This is a genomic window from Frigoribacterium sp. VKM Ac-1396, assembly GCF_015350895.1.
Taxonomy (GTDB): Bacteria; Actinomycetota; Actinomycetes; order Actinomycetales; family Microbacteriaceae; genus Frigoribacterium.
The window spans coordinates 217,670-240,760 of sequence record NZ_JADKSD010000004.1; the positions used below are offsets into that span (position 1 = coordinate 217,670).

Consider the following 23,091-nt stretch of genomic DNA (forward strand, 5'->3'; position numbering starts at 1 on the left):
ATGCGTTCCAATCCTTTTCGGCACCGGTGGCGAACCCTGTACATCCCCACCGGGACCAACGACAAGGAGCACCACCATGAACGCCTTCACCCGCAAGAACGTCACCAAGGCCACGCTGGGCCTGGTCGCCTCGGGCGCCCTCGTCTTCAGCCTCGCCGCGTGCTCGATGGACTCCGGTTCGTCGACCGACACCTCGTCCTCGTCCGCGTCGGCCTCTTCTGAGCCCAGCGCCGAGGCCACCCCCCTGGCCTCGATCGCGGACCTCAGCAACGGTGTCGACACCCAGGTCACCGTCGACGCGTCCTTCGTCGAAGCTCTCACCAGCCTCGGCCTCACCCCCGGTGTCGTCGGCAACGCGACCTTCGACTCCGCCACGGGCACGTTCGCGTTCCCGATCACCGGCGGCAACGTCGACTACTACGACCCCAACGGCGACGTCCGACCCTACGTCCAGGGCGAGATCGACCACGACGGCTCCGGCCTGTCCCTGACCGCCGGCGACACCGTCGTCGAACTGACCGACTTCCGCATCGACCCGGGCGAGAGCAAGCTCTACGGCACCGTCACCGCCAACGGCCAGGTCGCCGCCGAAGACGCCTACCTGTTCAACCTCTGGGGCGGCACCCTCAAGCCCATCCAGATGGAAGGCACCAACGCCGTCCTCGAGGGCACCACCGTCCACATCAGCCCCGACGCCGCAGCCCTGCTGAACCAGACCTTCAACACCGACGCCGTCCAGGACGAGATGCTCGTCGGCGTCGCGAAGATCACCGCCGCCACGGAGTAGTGCCGTCTGGCCGGCTCCGCCGGCTTGGCCCGCCTGGCCGGCTACCTGCCGGCCCGGCCCGGAACGGCCTCGAACCCCGTTCACGAAGATGCACCCCGAGAAAACGGGGTTCGTCTTCGTGAACGGGGTTCTCCGCGTGTGCCCCCGGTCGACCAGGAGGCGCAGCTCACCTCACGCGAGCCGCCACCGACCCGGCCGGGTCGGCCTGCTGCTCGACCTTCTCGGCCTGCTACTCGACCTTCTCGGTCTGCCACTGCTCGGGTGCGCGGTCGCCGTTCGGGCGGACCGGGCGCACGTCGCCGACGATGGGGATCGCCCGCTTGCGCAGGGCCCAGAGGTAGCGCACGAAGAAGTGCGTCAGGGTCGACAGGCGGTTGCCGTTGCCGAGCAGGCTCGTGATGTGGACGAACACCCAGAGCAGCCAGGCGACCGGCCCGGTCATCGTCATGCCGCTCGGCAGCTGCACGACGGCGGCGTTGGTGCCGACCGTCGCCATGGTGCCCTTGTCGTGGTACTTGAAGCTCGTGAGTTTCTTACCCGCGAGCATCCGAACGATCTGCTCTCCGATGTGCTCGCCGCCCTGGATGGCCGGCTGTGCCAACTGGGCGAGCGCGTCGTCGGTGGCGGCGATGTCGCCTGCCGCGAAGATGCGGTCGAGGCCCTTGACGGTCAGGTCGTCGTTGACCTGGATGCGACCGCCGTGGGTCTGCGGCACGCCCCACCCCGCCACCTCGGCGTGGGCGGCGACGCCGGTCGCCCAGACGACCAGCTCGGCCGGGACGAACTCGCCGTCCGCGGTGACGACGCCGTCGGGGCGGACCTCTTCGACGCCGGTGTCGAGGCGGAGGTCGACGCCGCGCTTGCGCAGCACCTTGGCCGCGTACTTGCGCAGGCGGGGCGAGAACGGCTTGAGCAGCTCGGCGCTGCGGTGCACGAGGGTGATCGTGATGCTCGACGCGTCGATCTCGGGGTAGGCGTCCTTGAGGGCCTGGTCGCGTAGTTCGGCCAGGGCGCCCGCCATCTCGACGCCGGTGGCGCCGCCGCCGACGATCACCACGCGCACCTCGCCGCTGCCCTGAGAGGCCGCCGCGTTCTCGAGCTGGGTGAACAGCTCGTCGCGGATGCGCAGGGCCTGTGAGCGCGAGTACATCGAGTAGGCGTACTCGTAGGCGCCCTTGGTGCCGAAGTAGCTCGTGTTGACGCCGTTGGCGAGCACGAGGGCGTCGTAGGCGATCTCTTCTCCGTCGCGCAGGGTGATGATGCGGTCGTCGGCACGCACGGTGGTGAGCAGGCCGTGGCGGAACTCGGCGTTGGACTGCTTCGAGCGCAGGCTCCGCAAGAAGTACGTGACGTCGCCGGCGTTGAGGCCGCCGGTCGCGACCTGGTACATGAGCGGCTGGAACATGTTGTAGACGTGACGGTCGATCAGGGTGATGCGGACGTCGGCGTCGCGCAAGGACTTCATCGCCGCGATGCCGGCGAAGCCGCCGCCGACGATGACGACGTGGGGACGGGTGTCTGCGGTCATGGGGGTGCTCCTGCGATGTCGATCGTGTCGTCGGATCGTCGTCGACCCCGGTTGGCCGGACCCGCCCGGCGAGTCCGCCGCGAGTTTACTCGCCTCACGAGCCCGCCCGTACCCTCCCGTCGTGCCCGGCTCCCGGCCCGTCCGGGGGTCTTGTCGGTCACGGCACGGGATGTTACGTTCGTCGAACTACTCGCTGGTCGAGTTGCTTGCCGTCAAAGCGACACGTGTCGCTGAGGCAGGCCCGGACCCGATCGCGGTGGCACCCGAACCCCCGGAGACCCCATGAACCCCTCACCCACGACCCCGGCGCCCGCCGCACACCGCACCGACGAGTCCCGACCCGTCGAGCCCCAGAGTGGTGACGTCGCCACCGTGCTCATCGCGCTGCAGCACCTGCAGTCGCAGATCGCGTTCGCGAACGACCAGCTGGCCAAGCGCATCGGCGTCGGTTCGACCGACTTCCTCGCCCTCGTGCACCTGTCGGTGCAGGGCGACACCCCGCCCAAGAAGGTGGGCGAGGCGCTCGGGCTCTCGTCGGGGGCGATGACGGCCCTCGCCGACCGCCTGGAGTCCGCCGGCCTCGTGACCCGACTGCAGCACCCGACCGACCGCCGCAGCTTCGTGCTCGCCCTGACCGCCGACGGCTCGGCGGGCGTCAACGACGCCGGCGCCCTCTACGGACGGGCCGTCCAGGAGGCGCTGCCCGCCTCGCGCAGGCCCGTCGCCGAGGCGGTCTTCCGCGACCTGGGCACCGCCCTCGGGTCGCTCGTGGCGTGACGGGCGCGGCCGCGCCTCCTCGTCCCGGCGTCGGTCCGGGCCGTGCCCGCCCGCGAACCGCTAGGGTCGCCTCGTGAGACTCTCGGTGACCTGGACGTCAGGCGACGCGCAGCACGGCATGCAGGTGCACGACGACCGTCTCGTCTACGTCCTGCGTGACACCGCCGGCCGGCCCACCACGCGCGAGATCGCGGCCGACTCGCTGGCCACGGTCGACTACGCACCGGGCACCGACCAGCCCGTGATCACCCTGGCCGAGCACGACGGCACGCGGACCTCGTTCCCGTGCCCCCGCAAGATCGCCCGGGTGCTCTACCCGGCGATCAAGTGGATGACCGTCTGACGCCGACCGCGTCTCGGGCTGACGCAGGTGCGACCGACGATCGGTCGGTGGTGTGTCGGCATCCGGCGACTCGTCCCAGCGCGTCACGACCTCGGCGCACGGCTGGACGAGCTCGGCGTTCCGTGCAAAAATACCTCCCGAACAGGAGGGTTTCTTGCGCATGATGTCGACCACCGAAGCCGCCCGACGTCTGGGCATCAGTCCTCGACGAGTGCGAGAACTCGCGGCCTCCGGCGTGCTTCCGGCTCGTCGCGTCGGGGGGCGGTTCGTGCTCTCGGACGATGCCGTTGACTCACGAGCGGGCGCGAGGCCCGCCGCGGGGCGGCCCGGCCACCTGCTCGCCGACGTCGCCCTCGCCGAGCTCACGGGCACGACCGGTCGCCCGTCGGCCAGCCGCCGGACGCTCTCATCGGCTCGATCGCTGATCGCCTCGTCGACGACCGACGAACTCGCTCGTACGTTGTCGCTGGCCACGACGCGTCACGAACTGGTCGAGGTCGCCCGCTCGTTCGAACGGTCGCGCGGGCTCGAACGCCGCCGCGCCGCAGGCGTCCTCTCGTCGGCCCGGCGGTCGTGGCGCGAGCGCACACCCCGTGCGCGGACGACCATGGCTCAGCTCGGTCGGCCGAGCGCCCGCTCGGCGGCCGACGAGGCTCGACTCGCGCTTCGCGACGGTGACTTCGACTGGGCTCTGCGGGTGATCCTGCACGCCGATGCCTCGTTCCGCGTCGTGGACGACCCCGAGGCGCTCGGGGACTACCTGCGCGCGCCGGGTGGTACGGGTGACGTGCGGCTCGACGCCCTGTTGGCGGCCTTGACGGCGCACTCCTCTCGCGGCCGGGGGCTGCCCGTGCCCGAATGGACCTCGGTCGATCCCCTCGATCCGTCCTGGGTCGTCCGGTCGGCGGCGGCGCACCCCGATCCGACGGACGAAGCCAGGCGGCGCTCCCGCACGCCGCGGGACTTCGCCGATCGGGGCCTCGTCCTCACCGAAGAAGATCTGGAGCGGGCGTGACGGCCTTCGTCGAGGACGACATCCGTGAACTGCTCGACGAACTCGGCGCCCGTCTCGAGGCGGTCGGGCGACGTGCCTCGGTCTACGTCTTCGGCGGCTCCGCCCTGGCGCTCGCCCGCCTCCGGGATCGCAGCACAGAAGACATCGACGTGGTGTCACGCGACTGGGCCGAGCTCGTGGACGTCGTCAGCGCGATGGCGCTCGACTACGACCTTCCTTCCGACTGGATGAACGTGAAGGGTGCTGGCTTCGCCGTCGGCTCGGAGGACGACGCTGGTGCGGTGACCTTCGTGACGGGCGGTCTGACCGTGCGCGTCGCGTCCAGTCGCCACCTCCTGGCCTAGAAGCTGCGAGCGGCCCGCGTCACCGACGAGGCCGACATTCAGCACCTGCTCGACGACCTCGGGGTCCGATCCGTCGCTGATGCAGTCTCCGTGGCCCGGTCGGTCATCCGTGACGATCCGGTGCCCGACCTCGACTACGACGACCTCGTCCTGTACTTGGGGCGCTATCGGATCGGCCTATGACCCGACCGTTGGACGCCGATCGCTACGAGGTGCGCTCGAGGTCGGTGACGTGGGCGCGCCTGCGGATCGCGACCTCGCGCCTCCTGGCCTTGACCGCGCCGCGGAAGCCGACCTCGGCGACGATCGCGCCCGCGATCATCAGCGAGAAGCCCGCCAGGCCCGCGGGCAGGCCGAACATCGTCGGGGCGTCCCAGTCGAAGGTGAACGCCAGCACGGCCAGACCGATCGCCACGAGGGCGAAACCGGCGACCGACAGGCAGACGCGGCGGGCTCTCGGTGCACTCATCCGGCCAGCGTAGGCAACGGGTGCCGCCCACCGACGGCGTTCCCAGCGGACCTTGACCGTTCTGCCGCGAAGCCCCCAGGCAGCTCCACCGCCCGGCGGGTTCACAGGTAGCAAGATTGCACTCAAGCCCCTGGAGTGCAATCATCGATCTCGGCCATCCGGCCCCGGCGACGTCGCCGACCACGAACAGCGACGAGACCGAGGAGGCGCGCGATGGCCATCGCCACCGGCAAGACCGCCCAGCGTCGGCACCGCACCCGGTTCGACCTGACCGCCGCGGCCCGACGGATGACCGCCGAGCACGGGCTCTCGGGCTTCACCCTCGAAGAGCTCTGCGCCTCGGTGGGCATCTCGCGCCGCACCTTCTTCAACCACTTCGCCTCGAAGGAGGACGTCGTCGTCGGCGTCGCGCTGGACGACGACGACGAGGCGCTCGACGCGTACGCGTCCTCGCGACGTGACCCGCGCCTCCCGGCTCTCGCCACGGTCTTCGACGACCTGGGTGCCCTCGTCGTCGAGCGGGTCGAGAACGTCGGCCTCACCCGCGGGCAGGCCGCCGACTTCAAGGCGGCCCTCGACCGCGAGCCCCGCCTGTTCGGCGCGATGATGCGACAGGGTGACGAGCAGCGGCGGCGCGTCGTGGCCGCCGTCGCCTCGCACGAGGAGCTCGACGAGGGCGACCCGCGCATCGACGTCGCCGTGACCCTGCTCACCGGCCTCGTCCAGCGCGCCTTCGAACGGTTCTTCTCGGCCGACGGCCGGGCCGACGAGCGGTTCGACGCCGTCCTCGACGCCCAGCTGGCGATCGCCCGCGAGCTGTTCGCCGTGAGCACCGCCGCGGCTCCCTCCGCTCTGCCGACCCCTCCTGCCGCACCGACACCCTCCGCCGACCACGACCGAAAGGCGCTGTGACCCAGCCATGACGACCACCACCACGGCGAAGGCCGACGCGCCCTTCCTCTTGACGAAGAGACGCATCTGGATCATCTTCGGAGCCCTGATCTCGGGCATGCTGCTCTCGAGCCTCGACCAGACGATCGTGTCGACGGCCATGCCGACCATCGTCGGCGAGCTCGGCGGCGTCGAGCACCAGGCCTGGATCACCACGGCCTACCTGCTCGCCACCACCATCGTCATGCCGATCTACGGCAAGTTCGGCGACGTGCTCGGGCGCCGCAACCTGTTCCTCGTCGCGATCGCGATCTTCACGCTGGCCAGCATCGGGTGCGCCTTCGCGAGCGACTTCTGGATGTTCGTGGTCTTCCGCGCGATCCAGGGCCTCGGCGGCGGCGGTCTGATGATCCTGTCGCAGGCGATCATCGCCGACATCGTGCCCGCCTCCGAGCGCGGCAAGTACCTCGGCCCGCTCGGTGCGGTCTTCGGCCTGTCGGCGATCGGCGGCCCGCTGCTCGGCGGGTTCTTCGTCGACCACCTCACCTGGCAGTGGGCGTTCTACATCAACATCCCCGTGGGCATCGCCGCGTTCGTCATCACCTGGGCCGCCCTGACGCTGCCCAGCAAGAAGGCCACGAAGCGCATCGACGTGCTCGGGGTCGTGCTGCTGTCGGCCGCGACCACCTGCCTCATCTTCTTCACCGAGTTCGGCGGCCAGGACGAGCACGGCTGGGGTGCGCCCGAGACCTGGCTCTGGGGTGCCGGCGTCGTGATCGCCGCGTCGCTGTTCGTGCTCGTCGAGTCGCGCGCCGACGACCCGATCATCCCGCTGTCGTTCTTCCGCAACAAGGTGTTCGTCCTCGCGACGGCCGTCGGGTTCGTGCTCGGCATCGGCATGTTCTCGGCCATCGCGTTCGTCCCGACCTTCTTGCAGATGTCGTCGGGCGCCTCGGCCGCGGTCTCGGGCCTGCTGCTGCTGCCGATGATGGTCGGCCTGATCGGCACCTCGATCGTGTCGGGCAACCTGATCACCAAGACGGGCAAGTACAAGGTGTTTCCGGTGGTCGGCACCATCCTCACCGGCATCGCCATGGCGCTGTTCACCACGCTGACGGCCGACACCCCGCTCTGGCTGATCTGCGTGTTCCTGTTCCTGTTCGGCGCCGGCCTCGGCCTGATCATGCAGGTCGTGGTGCTCGTCGTGCAGAACTCGGTCGACGCCCAGAACGTCGGCACCGCGACCAGCACGAACAACTACTTCCGCGAGGTCGGTGCCGCGCTCGGCGTCGCCATCTTCGGCGCGCTGTTCACGAGCCGGCTCACCTCGAACCTGACCGACGTCTTCACGGGTGCCGGGGCCTCGGCGGGCGACGCCTCGCAGGCCACGGCCACCCTCGACCCGGCGACGCTGAACCAGCTGCCCGAGCAGATCCGCCGCCTGGTCGTCGAGGCCTACGCCGACTCGCTGGCACCCGTCTTCGCCTACCTGATCCCGTTCATCGCGGTGGCGTTCGTGCTGTCGCTGTTCCTGCCGCAGATCACGCTGTCGGACGTCGCGGGCATGGTGTCGCGCGGCGAGGCGCTCTCGGGTGACGAGGCCGAGCAGCTCGAGGCCGCCGAGCGGGCCGCACACGGTCGCGGCGCCGGGCGTGCCGGGCGGCGCGGGGCCGGGGCGGCGTCGGAGGCGGCGACCGCCGGGGCGGTGGCGACCGGGGCTCCGGTCGCGCCGCTCGACGGTGTCGACGCGCGAGACGACGCCGACCGGCCGTAGTCGGCCGAGTCACGACACCGTCGAGTGGACGGCACACCGCGTTCTGCGGCGGTGCCCTGTCCACTCGACGGTGTTGTGCGTTCGGGCAGGGGCTGAGGCTGAGGCAGGCGTGGGCGCGGGGCGCCGGGTCAGACGGCGGCGGGGCCCGGGGTCGGCAGGGTCGCCGCAGCCGTCGAGGTGCGGGCGGGGGCGGACGCGAGGCGCGCCTCCTGGGCGGCGTCCCAGACGACGCCGTCGACGTCGTCCTCGCGCAGGCGGCTGGGGGTGCTGTGGGTGCTCATGGGTGTCTCCTCGGGCGGGCCCGTCGGGTCGGACGCGTCTGACGATGGTGCGGCACGGTGGGGTCGTGCCGCGGCCCCCAGTTCGTGGGCGACCGCGCGATCACCGTAGCGGATCTGCGGGGTGGCGCGAGACGCGAGATGCGAGGGGCGAGACGTGAAGGACGAGGCGCGCGGGTGGCGTCCCGGCCGTGGCCCTTCGTAGGCTGGTGGCCATGAGTGCGCGAGGCGGAGTCCGGTGATCCACGACGTGCGGCTGGCCGGCGGCGGCGTTCGGCTCGACCCGATCGAGGTCGACGACGCGGCCGCGCTGTGGCCACTGACCGACGACGGCTTGTGGGCGGGCATGGTCAGCGCCCGACCGGCGAGTGTCGCGGCCTACGCCCGGCACGTGGAGGCGCAGCTCGCGAACCCGACGACCCTCGCGTTCACCGTGCGCGGCGCGGACGGCGGCGAGGTGCGCGGCACGACGACGCTCTACGACCTCGTGCCGGCACAGGGCCGGGTCGAGATCGGCAGCACCTGGTACGGCCGGGCGTTCTGGGGCGGGCGCACGAACCCCGCCACGAAGCTGCTGCTGCTCACGCACGCGTTCGACGCCCTCGGGCTGAACCGGGTGGCGCTGCGCTGCGACGCGCGGAACCTCCGCAGCGCGTCGGCCATCCGCCGGCTGGGCGCGGTGCCCGAGGGGGTGCTGCGCTCGCACCGGGTCGCCGCCGACGGATCGGTCGGCGACACGGCCTACTTCTCGATCGTCCGCCCGGAGTGGCCCGACGTGCGGGCCGGCCTGGAGGCGCGGCTCGCCTGAACGCGACGCGTCGCGTCACGTGTCGTCTCCGGGACCCGACCCGTGCCGGCTCGACCCGGCCCGTCCCGCGCAGGGCCAGAGACGTCTCCGTCCCGCTGATCCGGTACGTACCGGATGAGGGTGGTGTGATCCGTCACGTACCGGATCGACGCGCGAGGGGCACCGGTTCCCCGACGGAGCGGGCCGCAGGGAGGGCGCGGGTCAGTCGCGGGGTGTCGGCGTGGCGACGCTCAGGGCCTCGAACAGCTCGTCCGCCACGAGGTGCGCCTCGGCCGACATCAGCGTGATGGGGTCGCCGCCCTCGACGTCGACCATCACCCAGCGCCCGCCGCGTCGGCGGCGGCGTGCGTCGACCGGGGTGACGCGGACGTCGTGCAGGGCCGCGGCCGGCCACTCCTCGGCCACCGCTCCCCGGAGGCGCGAGATCGGGTCGGGCAGGTAGCGCAACCGCGTCGTCGACAGGGCGAGGCGACCGGGGTAGGCCGCGCCTCCGGACGGCAGCACGCGCTCGGCGAACGTGCCCCAGAGGAGGCGCTCGTCCGGTCGGACGCGGAGCCTCCGCCACGACGTGACGGCCAGGAGGCGCACCACCAGCACGGCGTCGGCCGCCGCCAACGCGACGACGAAGGCGAGCATCACGAACCAGATGCCGTCGTGGCCTCGGGTCTCGGCCCGGAAGCTCAGCTGCGCGACGAAGAGCACGACCAGCAGGACCTGCAGGACCACCTGGAACAGCTGACGGGACTGCAGTGCCTTCTCGGAGGCGGTTCGGGGCGGGTCGAGGGCGGCCTTGTCCATGAGGGATTGTCTACTCCACGGTGAGGGGGGTGAGCGCTCGTCGGCACCCCGGGGCGCCGGCCCGGTACGGTGACGGCATGCCCGACGAGACCTGGGTCGTCTTCGACGACGAGCCCAAGCTGCGTCTGCTCGTGCGCCTCATGCGCGTGGCGATGCCCGCGACGGTGCTGCTCGGGACGGCCAGCGCCTTCTTCTCGAAATCGCCGGGCGGCTCGCCGGTCGACCTCTTCGGCCTCATCGCCGTGCCGATCTGGTTCGTGCTCTGGGCGACGATCGCCGCCGTCGTCTGGAACGTCGTTCTCTGGCTGAACGCGCCCTTCGCGGTCGACCTGCGGGGTCGACGGCTGCGCATCGGGCGGCGAGTCGTCCCGTTCGCCGAGATCACCCGGGCCGAACTCGTCCCGGTGCAGAACGACGACGAGGCCGGGCTGCTGCTGAAGCTCGCGCGTCGTCGCCGCCCGTCGGTGTCCGTGCTGCTGCGCGAGCGGTCGACGCCCGTGCTCGACGACGCCCGACGCGACCTGCTGATCGAGGTGATCCGCGCCTCCTCGATCGCTCCTCCGGCCAGCCCGCACGACCCGACGGGGAAGTTCGCGCGGTTCAATTTTCCGGGGATGCTCGACAAGGCCGGGGCAGAGCAGGTCGTCCGCGACCCACCGGCGCCCGGCGAGCCCGCGCCCTGACCCCCGCCACCCTGGCCCACGCCGCCCCGACCTCCGCCGCCACGAAGTACACAGCCCGCCACGGGATCTCGTGGCGGGCTGTGTACTTCGTGGCGGTGTGGCGGTGTGGCGGTGTGGCGGTGTGGCGGGCCAGCGCGGGCCGGCGCGGGTCGGCTCAGCGGCGACGGAGGCGCAGGCGTCCGGCGACGAGGGCACCCGCCCCCGCGAGCACGGACGCGACGGCCCAGCCGAGGGCGCCCGACGGGTCCGAGCCGGTGTAGGCGAGCGACGACGAGCGGGCGGGCGTCACGGCGGCGACCGGACGCACCGGCAGCGCGGCCGGTGCCGTCGTGCCCGGGGTCGTGGCGACCGGCGCCGTCACGGCGGGGGCGACCGAGAACACCACGGCGTCCGAGAACTCGCTCTCGGTCGTCAGGTCGGCGTCGAAGGTGTAGGCGTCCGTCGCGAAGTCGCCGGCGGGCAGCACGAAGCGGGCCGAGAAGCGTCCGTCGGCGTCGACGGGGACGAGGGCGGACGCGGAGCCCGAGACCTCGTAGGGGACGGGGTCGACGTCGACCGGGATCTCGAAGGTGATCTCGTCACCCGTGGGCTCCGCGTCGGACGACGGGTCGGCGTCGAGCGACGGGTCGGGCAGCTCGGTGATCAGCTCGTCGGCGTCGTAGACCTCGACGAGGGCGTAGCCCCCGGGGATGCCGTCCTCACCCGTCACGGTGACGATGCCTGCGGTCGCGCCGACCGGGACGGTGAGCTCGGGAGCGGGGACGGAGGCCGTCACCGGGACGTCGGACGAGGTCGAGAGACCGCTCTCGTCGGTGACCGTGACCGTGACGACGCCTCCGACGGCGAAGGTCGCGGGCAGCTCGACGGAGAACTCCGTCGCGCCGTCCTCGTCGAAGGTCGACGAACCGTCGAACGAGACGTAGTCGGCCTCGGCCGGCACGTCGTCGCCCGACACCGTGACGTCCACGACGTCACCGGGCGTGAAGCCCTGCGCAAAGACGGGGAAGGCCTGGCCCGGGTGCGCCGCGTTCACGGGGATGAAGACGCCGAGGTCGTCGACCACGGCGTCGACCACGACGTCGGTCGGAGCGACCACGGGGGTCGGAGTCGAGCTCTCGGCCGGGGCGTCGGCCTCCGGTGCGGCCGAGTCCGTCGCCTCGTCCGACGATCCGGAGGCGCCGGTCGCGCCGGTCGCGGGTGTCGCGGGGGCGTCCGCCTCGGCGTCGGGTCCGGCCGGCTCGACGACCGCCGGCGAGGCGTCTCCCGAGACGGTCACGGCGGCACCGGTCGTCGTGTCGCCCGTCGACGAGACGTCGGTCGGCGAGACGTCGGACGACGAGGTGCCGGTCGCGGGGGCGTCGACCGCCGCGGGGTCGCCCTCGGCGGCGTAGGCCGTGGTCGGCGCGAGGACGAGGGCCGCGGCGAGGGCGGCGGCGGGCAGGGCGGTGGCGGCGCCGAGACGGCGTGATCTGGACATTGTTCCCCCGGGACGAGTGGTGCCGTGCGTCGGGCGCGCACGATCGGTCGACTGTAGACAGCACAGTCGGGCCGGTCGAGGGGCGGATCGACGCCCGACTCCCGTCGTGATGAGACCGTGACGTCGTTGTCCCCCGACCCGTGGCGTTCGGGTACGGGCGTTGCACGATCGAGACGACCCGCGCCTCCTCGGCTCGGTAGCGTCGGGGCATGGGGACGATGACGGGTCGGGTCGGGGCGGCGTTCGCCGGGGCACTCGCGACGGTGGCGGTGCTGGTGGCGTGCACGAGTGGCGGTGGCGCCGCGGACCGCGACGACACGGCGCCGACGGCGGGGTCGACGACGCCGGCGACCGCGGGGCCGGCGACGCCGCCGCCGCCCGCCGCGAGCTCGCCGGTCACCGAACTCGGGGTGGACTGCGCCGGCCTGCTGGCGGCCGGCACCGCCACGGCCTTCGACGCGTCGTGGGCGCCGCGCGACTACTACGACCGCGGCACCGTCATGCCCTCGGACTACGCGATCGCCCAAGAGGGAGGGCTCTCGTGCACCTGGAACGACGGTGCGTCGTCGGACGGCAAGAACAACGCGACCGAGGGCAGCGGCTACAGCGGCCTGCTCGTGCAGGCGCTCCCGCACGCCGGTGACACCTGGCCGCAGTTCGTCGAGATCTACGGCGACGACCCCGACGGCCGGTGCTTCGGCGACGAGACCTTCCGCGGCTGCTCCTTCGACCAGCTTGTCGGTGACACCTGGGTGTCGATCGTCGCGACGAACTTCGAACCCTCGGCCCAGGCGACACCCGAGCAACGCTTCGCGCCGGTCGTCGCCGAGGTGACCGAGGTCGTCTCGTCGGTCGACGTGTCCGACGACCCGTGGCCGCTCGGCGGCCCGGCCCGACCCTGGTCGTGCGTGGCCGACGCCGCGCTCGAGCGCGAGGCCTTCGGTGCGGGCGACGACCTCTTCGTGCTGACCCCGGGCGGCGGCTGGTCGGTCTACGCCGCGGCGTGGAGCCGGGCGGTGGCCACGTCGTGCTCGATCCTCGCCGACACGACGCCCTACAGCGACGAGAGCGTCCTCACCGGTGGGGCCTGGGCCCTCGACCAGCGCATCGAGTTCGGGCTCGTCGACCCCGACACGGCCGTCAGCGTGCCCGGGCTCGCCGACGGCGACCGGGCCTACCGGTCGTGCTCGGCCGACACCTGCGTCACCGACCTGGTGCTCGGCGACGACTGGGCGCGTCTCACGGTCGACCCGTCGACGGTGCCCGACGCCGAGGCGGCGAGCGGTCGGCTCGCCGAGGGCTACGTCGCCCGCGCGGCGGCCTCGGCCTGACGAGCGTCCACGTCAGCCGCCGATCAGGTCGAGCGTGATGCGGCCCGCCTGCAGGTCGCGGTCGCGCATCGCCGTCAGCTCGGCTCGGATCTGCGCCGTGAAAGCGGTCGTCATCGGGTTCGGCCGACCGGAGAGCCAGAGCATCGACAGGGCCGTCCGTGCCCAGTCCTCGGCGATCGTGACGAAGCGGACGCCCGGGATCGGGATGTACGACGAGAGGTACGGCATCAGCGAGACGCCCAGGCCGCAGGCGACCGTGCTCAACATCGAGAGGTCGTTCACCGCGTGGATGGGGATGCGCGGGTTGAAGCCGGCTCGCACGCACGACATGACGATGCGGTCGTAGGCCTGCGGGGCGTCCTCGCGGTTGAACATGATGAAGTCGTCGTCGGCCAGCTCGCCGAGGGGGACCGAGGTGCGACCAGCGAGGCGATGGGTGTCGGGCAGTGCCACGACCAGGGGCTCGAGAGCCAACTGCTCGACCTCGAACCGGTCGTCGATGGAGCGCACGCGGGTGAAGCCGAGGTCGACCGAGCCCCGCACGAGGTCGGACAGGATTGCTTGCTCCTCGCTCTCTTCCACGAGCACCCGGGCGCCGGGGTGCGACGCCGAGAACGCCCGCACCACGGTCGGCAGCAACCCGGCGAGCACCGAGCTGATGCTGCCCACCCGGAGAGGCTGCACGTCGGCCACGACCGAGTCGAGCAACGACTCGGTCTGCTCGATCTGGTGCAGGATGCGCTTGCCCTCACGCTTCAGCAGCTCGCCCGCCGGGGTCAGTCGGGGCGCCGTCCGGGCCTGCCGCTCGAACAGCCGCGTGCCGAGCTTTGCCTCGAGTCGCGAGATGGCCTGGCTGAGCGGCGGCTGGCTCATCTGCAACCGCGCAGCGGCCTTCGTGAACGAGAGGTCGTCGGCGACGGCCATGAAGTAGGTGAGCTCTCGGATCTCCATGACGGGCCTCTCGTCGGATGCGCCTCATACGCAGCGGGTATCAGATCATCCCTTTTTGGTATTTGAGGGCGCAAGTGCCGACGCAATAGACAGGGGCCATGAACGACGCCACCACCGCCTCCTCGGTACCAGGACCCACCGACCCGTCCCTCGACGCCGACGTCATCGTCGTCGGGCTCGGCGCCTGGGGGGCACAGGCGCTCTGGCGCCTCGCCAAGCGGGGACAGCGCGTGATCGGCGTCGAGCGCTTCGGCATCGGCCACCCGATGGGCTCGACCCACGGCGCGACCCGACTGTTCCGCATCGCCTGCATGGAGCACCCGGGGCTGGCACCGATCGCGACCCGCGCCCGCGACCTCTGGTACGACCTCGGCGAGCGCACCGGACAGACCCTGTTGCGTCAGACCGGTGGCGTCATGGTCGGCCCCCGCGACGGCCACGTCGTCGCCGGCACCCTGCGTGCCGTCCACGAGGCCGGGCTGGAGTCGACGGTCTTCGAGCACGACGAGCTGGTCGCGCGGTTCCCGCAGTACGCCGGTTTCGGCCCGGACGACATCGGCGTGTGGGACCCCGCCGCCGGCATCAGCTACCCCGAGAAGGGAGTGCGGGCCGCGGTCGAGGTGGCCCGGTCGCTCGGCGCGACCGTGCTGACCGACACCCGGGTGACGGCGATCGACCCGGTCGACGGGGGAGTCGAGGTCACGGCCGGCGGACGCGTGCTGCGGGCCGCCCGCGTGGTCGTGACGCTCGGGGCCTGGACCCCGCAGTTCGTCGACCATCCCCTCGTCGCCCGCCGCACCCCGCTCTTCTGGTTCGAGGGCACGACCCCCGAGGCGACGGCACCGGGCGGCGACTTCGACCTCGCGGCCTTCCCGGTGTTCATCCGCCAGCTGCCCGACGGCACCACGCTCTGGGGGCACGGCGCCGACCAGGCCGACGGGGACGGCTACGCCGTCAAGATCGGCCTCGAGGACTCGGGCGGCGCCTTCGAGGACGCCGAGGCCGACACCGTGGACCGGTACATCCATCCGGCGGCGGACTACGGCATGCTCTCGGCAGCCGTGGCCCGGGCCTTCCCGGGGCTCGACCCGACCCCTGCCAAGGCGATCGCCTGCATGGTGACGAATTCGCCCGACCGCCAGTTCGTCATCGGCCACCCCGGCGGCGACCGTCGCGTCGTGGTCGCCGGCGGCGACAGCGGCCACGGCTTCAAGCACGCCCCGGCGATCGGGGAGCTGCTCGCGCAGCTGGCCGTCGACGAGGAACCGTTCACCGACATCGACTTCATGAGCCCCGACCGCGGCTACGACGGCACGTCCTGGCTCGACGAGGACGACCGCCCGACCGCGGCCACGACCGCCGCGACCGACACGGTCGACCGCCTGGCCGTGCCGTCCTGATCCACCCGGCCCGCGCCTCCCGAACCCACCCCGCACTCCCCTCGCACCGCCCTGACAGGAGAGAACCATGACCAGACGAACGACCACCCGCCTCACGGCCGCCCTCGCCGCGGTCGCCGCCCTCGGCCTCGCCCTGACCGCCTGCTCGTCGGGCGGCTCCGAGGCCGGCGCCTCGAACGAGCTGGGCACCGTCTCGGCCGGCACGTTGCGGATCGGCACGACCGGCGACACCAAGCCGTACGCCTACACCGAGGACGGCGAGCTGCAGGGCTTCGACGTCGAGATGGCGAAGGAGGTCGCGAAGCGCCTCGGACTCGAGACCGAGTTCGTCACGCAGGAGTTCTCGGCCCTGCTGCCCGCCGTCGCCAACGGGCAGCTCGACATGGCGGCCGCGTCCATCAGCGACACCGAAGAGCGCGAGAAGACCGTCGACTTCAGCGACCACTACTTCATCGGGTACATCTCGGTGCTGGCCGCCGACGGCTCGGGCATCACCGACGACGCGTCGTCGCTCGACGGCAAGCGCCTCGGCATCGTCCAGGGCACGATCCAGGACAGCTACGCGCAGGAGAACTTCACGGGCGCCGAGCTCGTGCGCTTCCCCGACAACAACAGCGCCGTCGCCGCGCTGGGCTCGGGCACGATCGACGCGCACTTCCTCGACTTCCCCGTGGCCGAGGAGTACGCGGCGGCGTCGAACGGCTCGCAGACCATCGCGATCAACGTCGCCGTGCCCGAGTTCCCAGTGGGCTTCCCCATCGCGAAAGGCAACGACGCGCTGAAGACCGCCGTGGACGGGGCCGTGGCCGACATCGTCGCCGACGGCACCTGGCTCGAGATCGACCAGAAGTTCTTCCCGGACCAGCCCGTGCCCGACGAGTTCCAGCCGAGCGAGTGAGCAGGGGGCGACCGTGAACTTCTCCGACGCGCTGGCCAACATCGGCCGCAGCTTCTTCGACGGCGAGGCGATGCTCCGCACGCTGCCCGACATGCTCGCCTACGGGGTGTGGAACACGCTGCTGCTGGCCCTCTGTGCCACGGCGATCGGCATCGTGGTCGGGCTGCTGCTCGCGGTGATGGGCACGAGCCGCCATCGCCTGCCGCGCGTGCTCAGCCGCATCTACACGGACGTGTTCCGCGGCCTGCCGGCCATCCTCACGATCTTGCTGATCGGGACGGGTCTGTCACCGCTGTTCAACCTGTTCACGCGGGGCAACCCGTACCCGTTGGGCATCCTGGCCCTCAGCCTGATCGCCAGCGCCTACATCGGTGAGATCTTCCGGGCCGGCATCCTCGCCGTCGACCGTGGTCAGCTCGAGGCGTCCCGGGCGCTCGGCATGAGCCACGGCGACTCGATGCGGCTCGTCGTGATCCCGCAGGGCATCCGCCAGGTGCTCCCGTCGCTGGTGAACCAGTTCATCGCGATCGTCAAGGACTCGTCGCTCGTGTACTTCCTCGGCCTGATCACGTCGCAGCGCGAGCTGTTCCGCATCGGGCAGGACGCGGCCATCACCAACGGCAACCTCTCGCCGCTCGTGCTGGCGGGCGTGTTCTACCTGATCATCACGGTGCCGTTGACGCACCTGGTCAACGTCATCGACCGTCGGCTGCGCGAGGGCCGCTCGTTCGGGCGGCGCCCGTCGGGCACGGTCCCACCCGCCTCCCCGCCGACGTCGGCGGGAGCGGTCGCGACGGTCACCCCCACCACCTCGGCCGCACCCGCCCCGACCGCCGAACCGCTCGCCCCCGCCACGTCTGGAGCCCCTCGATGACCACCCTCACCGCGCCTCCTGCAGTGCCCTCGGTCCAGACCGCCGGCGACCTCGAGATCCGGGGCCTGACCAAGGACTTCGGCGCGACCCGGGTTCTGCACGGCATCGACCTCGTGGTGCCCGCCGGCACGACGACCTGCATCATCGGCCCGTCGGGCTCGGGCAAGTCCACCGTGCTGCGCTGCATCAACCGCCTCGAGGAGCCCTCGGGCGGCGAGGTGCTGCTCGACGGGACGGACGTGCTGCACGGCTCCGAGGATGCGCTGCGTCGTCGGGTCGGCATGGTGTTCCAGCACTTCAACCTGTTCCCGCACCGGACGGTGCTCGACAACATCGTGCTGCCGCTGCGACGGGTGCGCCGCGTCTCGGCCGCCGAGGCGCGGCAGGTCGCACTCGACCGGTTGACCGAGGTCGGGCTCGCCGAGAAAGCCGACGTGCGACCCTCGTCGCTCTCGGGCGGCCAGAAGCAGCGCGTGGCCATCGCCCGGGCCCTGGCCCTCGGCCCCGAGGTCATGCTCTTCGACGAAGCCACGTCGGCCCTCGACCCCGAGTTGGTCAAGGGTGTGCTCGCCCTGATGAAGGGCCTGGCCGGAGCGGGGATGACCATGGTCGTCGTCACCCACGAGATGGGGTTCGCCCGGGAGGCCGCCGACCAGGTCGTCTTCATGGACCGCGGCGTCGTCGTCGAGGCCGGGCCGCCGGCCCAGCTCTTCGACCACCCGCGCACCGACCGGCTGAAGACCTTCCTCGACCAGGTGCTCTGACTGCAGGACCCGAGGACCCGAGGAGGCGCGGTGTCGGCGCGACCGGCATCGCGCCTCCTGCAGTCTCCGCACTTTTCTCGTACCCCCCGTTCGCGTGATGGACAGGGGGGTCTTGTTTTGCCTGCGATGCGGGCGTAGCGTCCGGACGGGTGGCAACGACGCCATCGGAGACGAGAAGATCATGAACAGACGGATGAGGACAGTGATCGCGGCGGGGGTCGCGGCGAGCGTCGTGGGGGCGGTCCTGCCGGCCCTCGCGGCACAGGCGGCAGCCGGGGGCACGGCCGCCGTGGCGACGAGCGACCGGCCGGACTTCGGCCCGAACGTCACCGTGTACGACCCGAGCGTGCCGGCCTCGACCATCCAGGCCGACATCGACGCGGCCTTCGACGCGCAGTTGCGCAACCCCACGGCGCAGTTCGGCGACCAGCGCCACGCCTTCTTGTTCGAGCCCGGCACCTACGGTCGGGTCTTCGCCAACCTGGGCTTCTACACGGCGCTGCAGGGGCTCGGCAAGAACCCAGACGACGTCACGATCCAGGGTGCCGTCAACGTCGACTCGGGCTGGAACTACGGCGACGAGAAGAACGCGACCCAGAACTTCTGGCGCTCGGTCGAGAACCTGGCCGTCGAACCCGAGTCGGGCGTCGACCGGTGGGCCGTGTCGCAGGCCGCACCCATGCGCCGCGTGCACATCAGGGGCGACCTGACCATGGGCCCGTCGAACCAGGACGGCGGCCAGGGCTACTCGTCGGGCGGGTACATCGCCGACAGCAAGGTCGACGGCACCGTCACCTCGGGCTCGCAGCAGCAGTGGTACACCCGCGACTCGACCCTCGGGTCGTGGCAGGGCGGCAATTGGAACATGACCTTCTCGGGCGTGCAGGGTGCCCCCGCGAACGACTTCGCGAAGAGCTACACGACCCTCGCCACGACCCCGGTCACGCGTGAGAAGCCGTACCTCTACGTCGACGGCTCGGGCGACTACCACGTGTTCGTCCCGTCGCTGCAACGCGACTCGTCGGGCGTCACCTGGCCTGACACGGCCGGCAGCGACCTGCCGATGCGCGACTTCTACGTCGCCCACCCCGGCGACTCGGCGGCGACCCTCAACGGCGCGCTGGCTCAGGGGCTGAACCTGTTCTTCACGCCGGGCACCTACTCGCTCGACCAGGCGATCGAGGTCACGCGGGCCGACACCGTCGTCACCGGCATCGGGTTCCCGACGCTCGTGCCGACCAGCGGCAACGCCGTGCTGACCACGGCGGACGTGGCCGGGGTGAACGTCTCGGGCCTCGTCGTCGACGCCGGCACGCAGAACAGCGACCAGTTGATGCGCCTCGGCACGACCGGCTCGCACGTCGACCACGCGGCGAACCCGCAGAGCGTGCAGGACGTGTACTTCCGTGTCGGCTCGAGCATCCAGGGCAACGCGACGACCACGCTGCAGGTGAACTCGGACGACACGATCGTCGACCACATCTGGGCCTGGCGTGCCGACCACGGCGGTGCCCCCACCGGCTGGACGGTCAACCGCGGCGCCACCGGCGTCGAGGTGAACGGTGACGACGTGCTCGCCACCGGCCTGTTCGTGGAGCACTACCAGCAGTACCAGGTGATCTGGAACGGCGAGCGCGGCCGCACGATCTTCTTCCAGAACGAGCTGCCCTACGACGTGCCGGACAACGCCTCGTGGCAGAGCCCGACCGGCGAGGGGTGGGCGGCCTACAAGGTCGCCGACGGGGTGACCAGCCACGAGATCTGGGGTGGCGGCGTGTACTCGTTCTTCAACGCCAACCCGCAGGTGCGCCTGGCGCAGGCGTTCGAGGTGCCCCGCACCTCGGGCGTGAAGGCCCACGGCGTCTTCACGGTCTCGCTCGGCGACGTCGGCACGATCTCGAGCGTCATCAACGGCGTCGGCGCCTCGGTGCCCACGCCCGCGGGCAACACCGTCCCGAGCCGGGTGGTGACGTACCCGTGACCGCACGCGACGAGACGACCGGCCGCACGACCGCGCACACCACGAGCACCACCGCACGCACGACCGCGCACACCACGAGCACCACCCAACGCACCGCCCGCACGACGAGAACGGAGAGACCCGTGAAGAGACGCATCCTGACCGGCGTCGGCCTGGCCGCCGCCGCAGCACTGGCCGCGACCACGGTCGCCGCCGCACCGGCCCCGGCTTCGGCCGAGGCCTCGGCCCAGCAGGCGATCGTCTGGTCGCAGGAGTTCGACGGTGGCGCGGGCAGCGCTCCCGACCCCTCGGTCTGGAACCTCGAGACCGGAGGGGGCGGCTGGGGCAACGGCGAGCTGCAGAACTACACGAACTCACGCTCGAACTCCGCCCTCGACGGCAACGGCAACCTCGTCATCACCGCGAAGCGAGAGGGCGACGGGTCGTACACGTCGGCTCGCCTGACGACGCAGAACAAGTACACGGCGCAGTACGGCCGGGTCGAGGCCCGCATCCAGATCCCGCGGGGCCAGGGCATCTGGCCGGCGTTCTGGATGCTCGGCGCCGACCTGCCGAACGCCGGCTGGCCGAGCGCGGGTGAGATCGACGTCATGGAGAACGTCGGCTTCGAACCGCACCGCGTGCACGGCACCGTCCACGGCCCGGGCTACTCGGGTGGCGAAGGCCTCACCAGCACGTACCAGCACCCCCAGGGCTGGTCGTTCGCCGACGACTTCCACACCTTCGCGGTCGACTGGGCGCCCGGTTCGATCACCTGGTCGGTCGACGGCCAGGTCTACCACCAGGTCACGCCGGCCAGCACCGGCGGCGACCCGTGGGTGTTCGACAAGCCGTTCTTCCTCATCCTCAACGTCGCGGTCGGCGGTGCCTGGCCCGGCTACCCCGACGGCAGCACCCAGCTGCCGCAGCAGATGAAGGTCGACTACGTGCGCGTCTACCAGTAGGCGGGCAGTAGGCGGGCCGTAGGCGGGTCCGCCGAGGAGGCGCGGTGTGAGCAGGTCTCGCACCGCGCCTCCTTCCGGTTCAGCGCGAGCCGGGGGCGCCGCCGCCACCGGGCGCGGCGCCGGCGGTGGGCGCGGTGCTCGTGTCGACGCGGACAGTCAGGGCCAGCGCGTAGCCCGACGACGCGTCGCCGGTCACCGTCGGCAGCTGCAGCGCCCCGCTGTCGTCGCTGAAGACGTTGTCGTTCGCGAGGCTGACCTGCGCGAGGTTGGCCGTCGACCCGTCGTAGTCCGAGAGCGCGTAGACGGTCCGACACGCGTCGTCGGGCAGGGCGAGCTGAGACGTGGCGATCGCGTTCGTCGAATCGGTGATCGACCCGACGTCGGGGTAGACCTCGAAGTGGATGTGCGGCCACCGGCCCGAGTAGCAGGCGGGGAACACCGACGAGAAGGTCACGGTGCCGGAGGCGTCCGCGACCTGCACCCCGCGCAGGTAGGTCTCGTCGGTGATGCCGTCCGAGTACATCGAGTACCCGCCGGCGGCGTCGCAGTGCCAGACGTAGACGGCGACGTCGGTGAACGGCACGTCGCCGTTCGCCATGTCGAGCACCGTCATGGTCAGCGTGATCGGCACGCCCGTCGCGGTCGTGCCGCCGTCGAGGCTCGACCGGATGTCGCTGCGCACGATGCCCGACCGCTCGAGCACGTCGGCCCCGTTCGACCCGTCGCCCGGGTAGGGCCCGGCGGTCTCGTCGGGGATCTCGCCCGCGGGCAGCGTGCCCGACGCCCCGCCGGTGGCACCGGCGCTCGGCGTCGCGGACGAGGAGGCGCCGGTCGCGTTCGACCCCCCGGCCGACGTGCAGGCGGCGAGCACGACGCTGCCCGCCCCGAGCCCGATCAGGCCCAGCACGCTGCGGCGCGAGACGAGCGTCCGCAGGTCGAAGGCGACGCCCTGGTCGACGACCTCGTCGTCGGCGCGGTCGAGCAGGCGGCCTTCGTAGGCGGGCCCGTCGGGGGTGCGGTCGGGTTCGGGGATGCGGGTGGGGCGTCGGTCGCTCATGGTCACGCTCTCGGCTCGGGGCTGGTCGGCTCGGGTCGATCGGCCGGGGGCCGGTCGCCCGCGGGATCGCCGTCAGCCTGACGCGAGTCCCGATGACCCGCCCCTGCGCCTCCGATGAACCACCCATGAAGGAGGTCGTCGCCGAGACCCCAGGAACTCGCCGAGACACCCGCGCGCGCGGCAGGGTCTCGGCGGCTTCCTGGGGTCTCGGGCTTCCGCCCGCGGGAGTGCGTCAGCCGGTGAGTGTGCGCAGCTGCGCGAGCGTGTCGCGCGAGATCTCGGCGAAGGGGCGGGTCTCGCCGTCGGTGATCCAGGTGGCGAAAGAGACGCCGAAGACCGTCAGGCACGACTGGGCGGCCAGGGTGGCGGCGGGTTCGTCGACTCCGTGCGAGCGGAGCGCGGCGGCCACCTCGATCGCGAGCCCCGAGAGCTTGAGCAGCTCGCGCTCCTGCAGGGCGGGGTGGGCGTCGATGATCGCCTGGCGCCCGCGCGACCACTCGCGCCGTTCGTCGGGGAAGAACGCGGCGGCCCCGTCGAGGGCCGAGGCCACGACGGTGAGCGGCGGGTCGTCGGGCCGGGCGGCCTCGACGCCGTCGACGAAGGTCTTCGAGAAGAACTGCTGCCCGTCGAAGAGCACCTCGCGCTTGTCGGCGAAGTGCCGGAAGAAGGTGCGTTCGGTGACCCCCGCGGCCTCGGCGATGTCGGCGGCGGTGGTCTCGTCGTAGCCGCGGTCGACGAACAGCTCGAGCGCCGCCGCCTGCAGGCGGGCTCGGGTGTCGGGTTGCCAGCGGACCATGCCCCCGAGTCTACGGGTCCCGGGGCATCTGTTGTCAGTGACTGACATCGGGTGTACCGTCGGCATCGCGGCTGATGGCAGTCGCTGACATCATGATCGCCAGGCGCATGAGCAGACCGCGGT

24 protein-coding genes are annotated in these 23,091 nt (G+C 71.7%); 16 read left to right on the plus strand and 8 right to left on the minus strand.

Going from position 1 to position 23,091, the window contains the following annotated elements; all coding sequences use genetic code 11:
- Positions 1-76 precede the first annotated feature (76 nt).
- Complete coding sequence (locus ITJ55_RS15640; protein ID WP_194596229.1) at positions 77-787, plus strand: hypothetical protein; 711 nt, start codon at positions 77-79, stop codon at positions 785-787.
- 229 nt (positions 788-1,016) lie between these two features.
- Here the strand turns inward: ITJ55_RS15640 and ITJ55_RS15645 are convergent, their stop codons facing one another.
- Positions 1,017-2,315: an NAD(P)/FAD-dependent oxidoreductase gene (locus ITJ55_RS15645; protein ID WP_194596230.1), complete on the minus strand. Its 1,299-nt coding sequence runs from the start codon at positions 2,313-2,315 to the stop codon at positions 1,017-1,019.
- Positions 2,316-2,597: 282 nt separating this feature from the next.
- On the opposite strand from ITJ55_RS15645, the gene ITJ55_RS15650 reads away from it, so the two are divergent.
- The 4 genes from ITJ55_RS15650 (at position 2,598) to ITJ55_RS15665 (ending at position 4,794) form a co-directional block, all read left to right on the plus strand.
- Positions 2,598-3,092 carry a MarR family winged helix-turn-helix transcriptional regulator gene (locus tag ITJ55_RS15650; RefSeq protein WP_194596231.1) on the plus strand — a complete coding sequence of 165 codons (495 nt, stop codon included), beginning with the start codon at positions 2,598-2,600 and terminating at the stop codon, positions 3,090-3,092.
- 73 nt (positions 3,093-3,165) lie between these two features.
- Positions 3,166-3,435: a hypothetical protein gene (locus ITJ55_RS15655; protein ID WP_194596232.1), complete on the plus strand. Its 270-nt coding sequence runs from the start codon at positions 3,166-3,168 to the stop codon at positions 3,433-3,435.
- A gap of 52 nt (positions 3,436-3,487) precedes the next feature.
- Positions 3,488-4,450, plus strand: a complete 963-nt coding sequence (locus ITJ55_RS15660) for a helix-turn-helix domain-containing protein (protein WP_194596233.1) — start codon at positions 3,488-3,490, stop codon at positions 4,448-4,450.
- Entirely contained in the window at positions 4,447-4,794 is a 348-nt protein-coding gene (locus ITJ55_RS15665) for a DUF6036 family nucleotidyltransferase (RefSeq protein WP_194596234.1), read from the plus strand. Before ITJ55_RS15660 ends, ITJ55_RS15665 begins: the two co-directional genes overlap by 4 nt.
- Before the next feature lie 205 nt (positions 4,795-4,999).
- Here ITJ55_RS15665 and ITJ55_RS15670 read toward each other — a convergent pair whose 3' ends face one another.
- Positions 5,000-5,263, minus strand: coding sequence for a hypothetical protein (locus ITJ55_RS15670; protein ID WP_056261424.1), 264 nt, complete (start codon positions 5,261-5,263; stop codon positions 5,000-5,002).
- Positions 5,264-5,476: 213 nt separating this feature from the next.
- Between ITJ55_RS15670 and ITJ55_RS16145 the strand changes: the two genes are divergently transcribed.
- Together ITJ55_RS16145 and ITJ55_RS15680 are read left to right on the plus strand one after the other, a co-directional pair.
- Positions 5,477-6,175 (plus strand): TetR/AcrR family transcriptional regulator, encoded by a 699-nt coding sequence (locus tag ITJ55_RS16145; RefSeq protein ID WP_228498741.1) that lies wholly within the window; start codon positions 5,477-5,479, stop codon positions 6,173-6,175.
- A gap of 7 nt (positions 6,176-6,182) precedes the next feature.
- The gene (locus ITJ55_RS15680) at positions 6,183-7,928 is read left to right on the plus strand and encodes an MDR family MFS transporter (RefSeq protein WP_194596235.1); all 1,746 of its coding nucleotides are present in this window, start codon (positions 6,183-6,185) and stop codon (positions 7,926-7,928) included.
- Between the two features lie 128 nt (positions 7,929-8,056).
- Here the strand turns inward: ITJ55_RS15680 and ITJ55_RS15685 are convergent, their stop codons facing one another.
- Positions 8,057-8,209, minus strand: a complete 153-nt coding sequence (locus ITJ55_RS15685) for a hypothetical protein (protein ID WP_157490230.1) — start codon at positions 8,207-8,209, stop codon at positions 8,057-8,059.
- Between the two features lie 235 nt (positions 8,210-8,444).
- Between ITJ55_RS15685 and ITJ55_RS15690 the strand changes: the two genes are divergently transcribed.
- Positions 8,445-9,014 carry a GNAT family N-acetyltransferase gene (locus tag ITJ55_RS15690; RefSeq protein ID WP_194596236.1) on the plus strand — a complete coding sequence of 190 codons (570 nt, stop codon included), beginning with the start codon at positions 8,445-8,447 and terminating at the stop codon, positions 9,012-9,014.
- A 201-nt stretch (positions 9,015-9,215) separates the two neighbouring features.
- Here ITJ55_RS15690 and ITJ55_RS15695 read toward each other — a convergent pair whose 3' ends face one another.
- Positions 9,216-9,812 carry a hypothetical protein gene (locus ITJ55_RS15695; protein WP_194596237.1) on the minus strand — a complete coding sequence of 199 codons (597 nt, stop codon included), beginning with the start codon at positions 9,810-9,812 and terminating at the stop codon, positions 9,216-9,218.
- A gap of 77 nt (positions 9,813-9,889) precedes the next feature.
- Between ITJ55_RS15695 and ITJ55_RS15700 the strand changes: the two genes are divergently transcribed.
- On the plus strand, positions 9,890-10,495 hold the full coding sequence (locus tag ITJ55_RS15700) for a hypothetical protein (RefSeq protein WP_194596238.1): 606 nt from the start codon (positions 9,890-9,892) through the stop codon (positions 10,493-10,495).
- Positions 10,496-10,649: 154 nt separating this feature from the next.
- On the opposite strand, the gene ITJ55_RS15705 is transcribed toward ITJ55_RS15700, so the two are convergent.
- Complete coding sequence (locus ITJ55_RS15705; RefSeq protein ID WP_194596239.1) at positions 10,650-11,972, minus strand: hypothetical protein; 1,323 nt, start codon at positions 11,970-11,972, stop codon at positions 10,650-10,652.
- A 209-nt stretch (positions 11,973-12,181) separates the two neighbouring features.
- Between ITJ55_RS15705 and ITJ55_RS15710 the strand changes: the two genes are divergently transcribed.
- Positions 12,182-13,303: a hypothetical protein gene (locus tag ITJ55_RS15710; RefSeq protein ID WP_194596240.1), complete on the plus strand. Its 1,122-nt coding sequence runs from the start codon at positions 12,182-12,184 to the stop codon at positions 13,301-13,303.
- A gap of 12 nt (positions 13,304-13,315) precedes the next feature.
- Here ITJ55_RS15710 and ITJ55_RS15715 read toward each other — a convergent pair whose 3' ends face one another.
- A complete protein-coding gene (locus ITJ55_RS15715) occupies positions 13,316-14,254 on the minus strand; it encodes a LysR family transcriptional regulator (protein ID WP_194596241.1) in 939 nt (312 codons plus the stop codon).
- A 98-nt stretch (positions 14,255-14,352) separates the two neighbouring features.
- Between ITJ55_RS15715 and solA the strand changes: the two genes are divergently transcribed.
- The 6 genes from solA to ITJ55_RS15745 all read left to right on the plus strand — a co-directional run bounded on the left by solA (position 14,353) and on the right by ITJ55_RS15745 (position 21,115).
- Positions 14,353-15,654: an N-methyl-L-tryptophan oxidase gene (gene solA, locus ITJ55_RS15720; RefSeq protein WP_194596242.1), complete on the plus strand. Its 1,302-nt coding sequence runs from the start codon at positions 14,353-14,355 to the stop codon at positions 15,652-15,654.
- 67 nt (positions 15,655-15,721) lie between these two features.
- Positions 15,722-16,552 (plus strand): ABC transporter substrate-binding protein, encoded by an 831-nt coding sequence (locus ITJ55_RS15725; protein ID WP_194596243.1) that lies wholly within the window; start codon positions 15,722-15,724, stop codon positions 16,550-16,552.
- Positions 16,553-16,622: 70 nt separating this feature from the next.
- On the plus strand, positions 16,623-17,426 hold the full coding sequence (locus ITJ55_RS15730) for an amino acid ABC transporter permease (RefSeq protein WP_194596276.1): 804 nt from the start codon (positions 16,623-16,625) through the stop codon (positions 17,424-17,426).
- A complete protein-coding gene (locus ITJ55_RS15735; protein ID WP_194596244.1) occupies positions 17,423-18,190 on the plus strand; it encodes an amino acid ABC transporter ATP-binding protein in 768 nt (255 codons plus the stop codon). The genes ITJ55_RS15730 and ITJ55_RS15735 overlap by 4 nt, the downstream gene beginning before the upstream one ends.
- Positions 18,191-18,383: 193 nt before the next feature.
- Positions 18,384-20,171, plus strand: a complete 1,788-nt coding sequence (locus tag ITJ55_RS15740; RefSeq protein ID WP_194596245.1) for a hypothetical protein — start codon at positions 18,384-18,386, stop codon at positions 20,169-20,171.
- Positions 20,172-20,293: 122 nt separating this feature from the next.
- Positions 20,294-21,115 (plus strand): glycoside hydrolase family 16 protein, encoded by an 822-nt coding sequence (locus tag ITJ55_RS15745; RefSeq protein WP_194596246.1) that lies wholly within the window; start codon positions 20,294-20,296, stop codon positions 21,113-21,115.
- 79 nt (positions 21,116-21,194) lie between these two features.
- On the opposite strand, the gene ITJ55_RS15750 is transcribed toward ITJ55_RS15745, so the two are convergent.
- Together ITJ55_RS15750 and ITJ55_RS15755 are read right to left on the minus strand one after the other, a co-directional pair.
- Positions 21,195-22,172 carry an intradiol ring-cleavage dioxygenase gene (locus tag ITJ55_RS15750; RefSeq protein WP_194596247.1) on the minus strand — a complete coding sequence of 326 codons (978 nt, stop codon included), beginning with the start codon at positions 22,170-22,172 and terminating at the stop codon, positions 21,195-21,197.
- A gap of 232 nt (positions 22,173-22,404) precedes the next feature.
- Complete coding sequence (locus ITJ55_RS15755) at positions 22,405-22,968, minus strand: TetR/AcrR family transcriptional regulator (protein ID WP_194596248.1); 564 nt, start codon at positions 22,966-22,968, stop codon at positions 22,405-22,407.
- Positions 22,969-23,091: the final 123 nt, after the last annotated feature.

Coding starts and splice junctions, on each gene's coding strand:
- ITJ55_RS15640 (WP_194596229.1), top strand. CDS start 77: ATGAACGCCTTCACCCGCAAGAACGTCACCAAGGCCACGCTGGGCCTG.
- ITJ55_RS15645 (WP_194596230.1), bottom strand. CDS start 2,315: ATGACCGCAGACACCCGTCCCCACGTCGTCATCGTCGGCGGCGGCTTC.
- ITJ55_RS15650 (WP_194596231.1), top strand. CDS start 2,598: ATGAACCCCTCACCCACGACCCCGGCGCCCGCCGCACACCGCACCGAC.
- ITJ55_RS15670 (WP_056261424.1), bottom strand. CDS start 5,263: ATGAGTGCACCGAGAGCCCGCCGCGTCTGCCTGTCGGTCGCCGGTTTC.
- ITJ55_RS16145 (WP_228498741.1), top strand. CDS start 5,477: ATGGCCATCGCCACCGGCAAGACCGCCCAGCGTCGGCACCGCACCCGG.
- ITJ55_RS15680 (WP_194596235.1), top strand. CDS start 6,183: ATGACGACCACCACCACGGCGAAGGCCGACGCGCCCTTCCTCTTGACG.
- ITJ55_RS15685 (WP_157490230.1), bottom strand. CDS start 8,209: ATGAGCACCCACAGCACCCCCAGCCGCCTGCGCGAGGACGACGTCGAC.
- ITJ55_RS15695 (WP_194596237.1), bottom strand. CDS start 9,812: ATGGACAAGGCCGCCCTCGACCCGCCCCGAACCGCCTCCGAGAAGGCA.
- ITJ55_RS15700 (WP_194596238.1), top strand. CDS start 9,890: ATGCCCGACGAGACCTGGGTCGTCTTCGACGACGAGCCCAAGCTGCGT.
- ITJ55_RS15705 (WP_194596239.1), bottom strand. CDS start 11,972: ATGTCCAGATCACGCCGTCTCGGCGCCGCCACCGCCCTGCCCGCCGCC.
- ITJ55_RS15710 (WP_194596240.1), top strand. CDS start 12,182: ATGGGGACGATGACGGGTCGGGTCGGGGCGGCGTTCGCCGGGGCACTC.
- ITJ55_RS15715 (WP_194596241.1), bottom strand. CDS start 14,254: ATGGAGATCCGAGAGCTCACCTACTTCATGGCCGTCGCCGACGACCTC.
- solA (WP_194596242.1), top strand. CDS start 14,353: ATGAACGACGCCACCACCGCCTCCTCGGTACCAGGACCCACCGACCCG.
- ITJ55_RS15725 (WP_194596243.1), top strand. CDS start 15,722: ATGACCAGACGAACGACCACCCGCCTCACGGCCGCCCTCGCCGCGGTC.
- ITJ55_RS15730 (WP_194596276.1), top strand. CDS start 16,623: ATGCTCCGCACGCTGCCCGACATGCTCGCCTACGGGGTGTGGAACACG.
- ITJ55_RS15735 (WP_194596244.1), top strand. CDS start 17,423: ATGACCACCCTCACCGCGCCTCCTGCAGTGCCCTCGGTCCAGACCGCC.
- ITJ55_RS15740 (WP_194596245.1), top strand. CDS start 18,384: ATGAGGACAGTGATCGCGGCGGGGGTCGCGGCGAGCGTCGTGGGGGCG.
- ITJ55_RS15750 (WP_194596247.1), bottom strand. CDS start 22,172: ATGAGCGACCGACGCCCCACCCGCATCCCCGAACCCGACCGCACCCCC.
- ITJ55_RS15755 (WP_194596248.1), bottom strand. CDS start 22,968: ATGGTCCGCTGGCAACCCGACACCCGAGCCCGCCTGCAGGCGGCGGCG.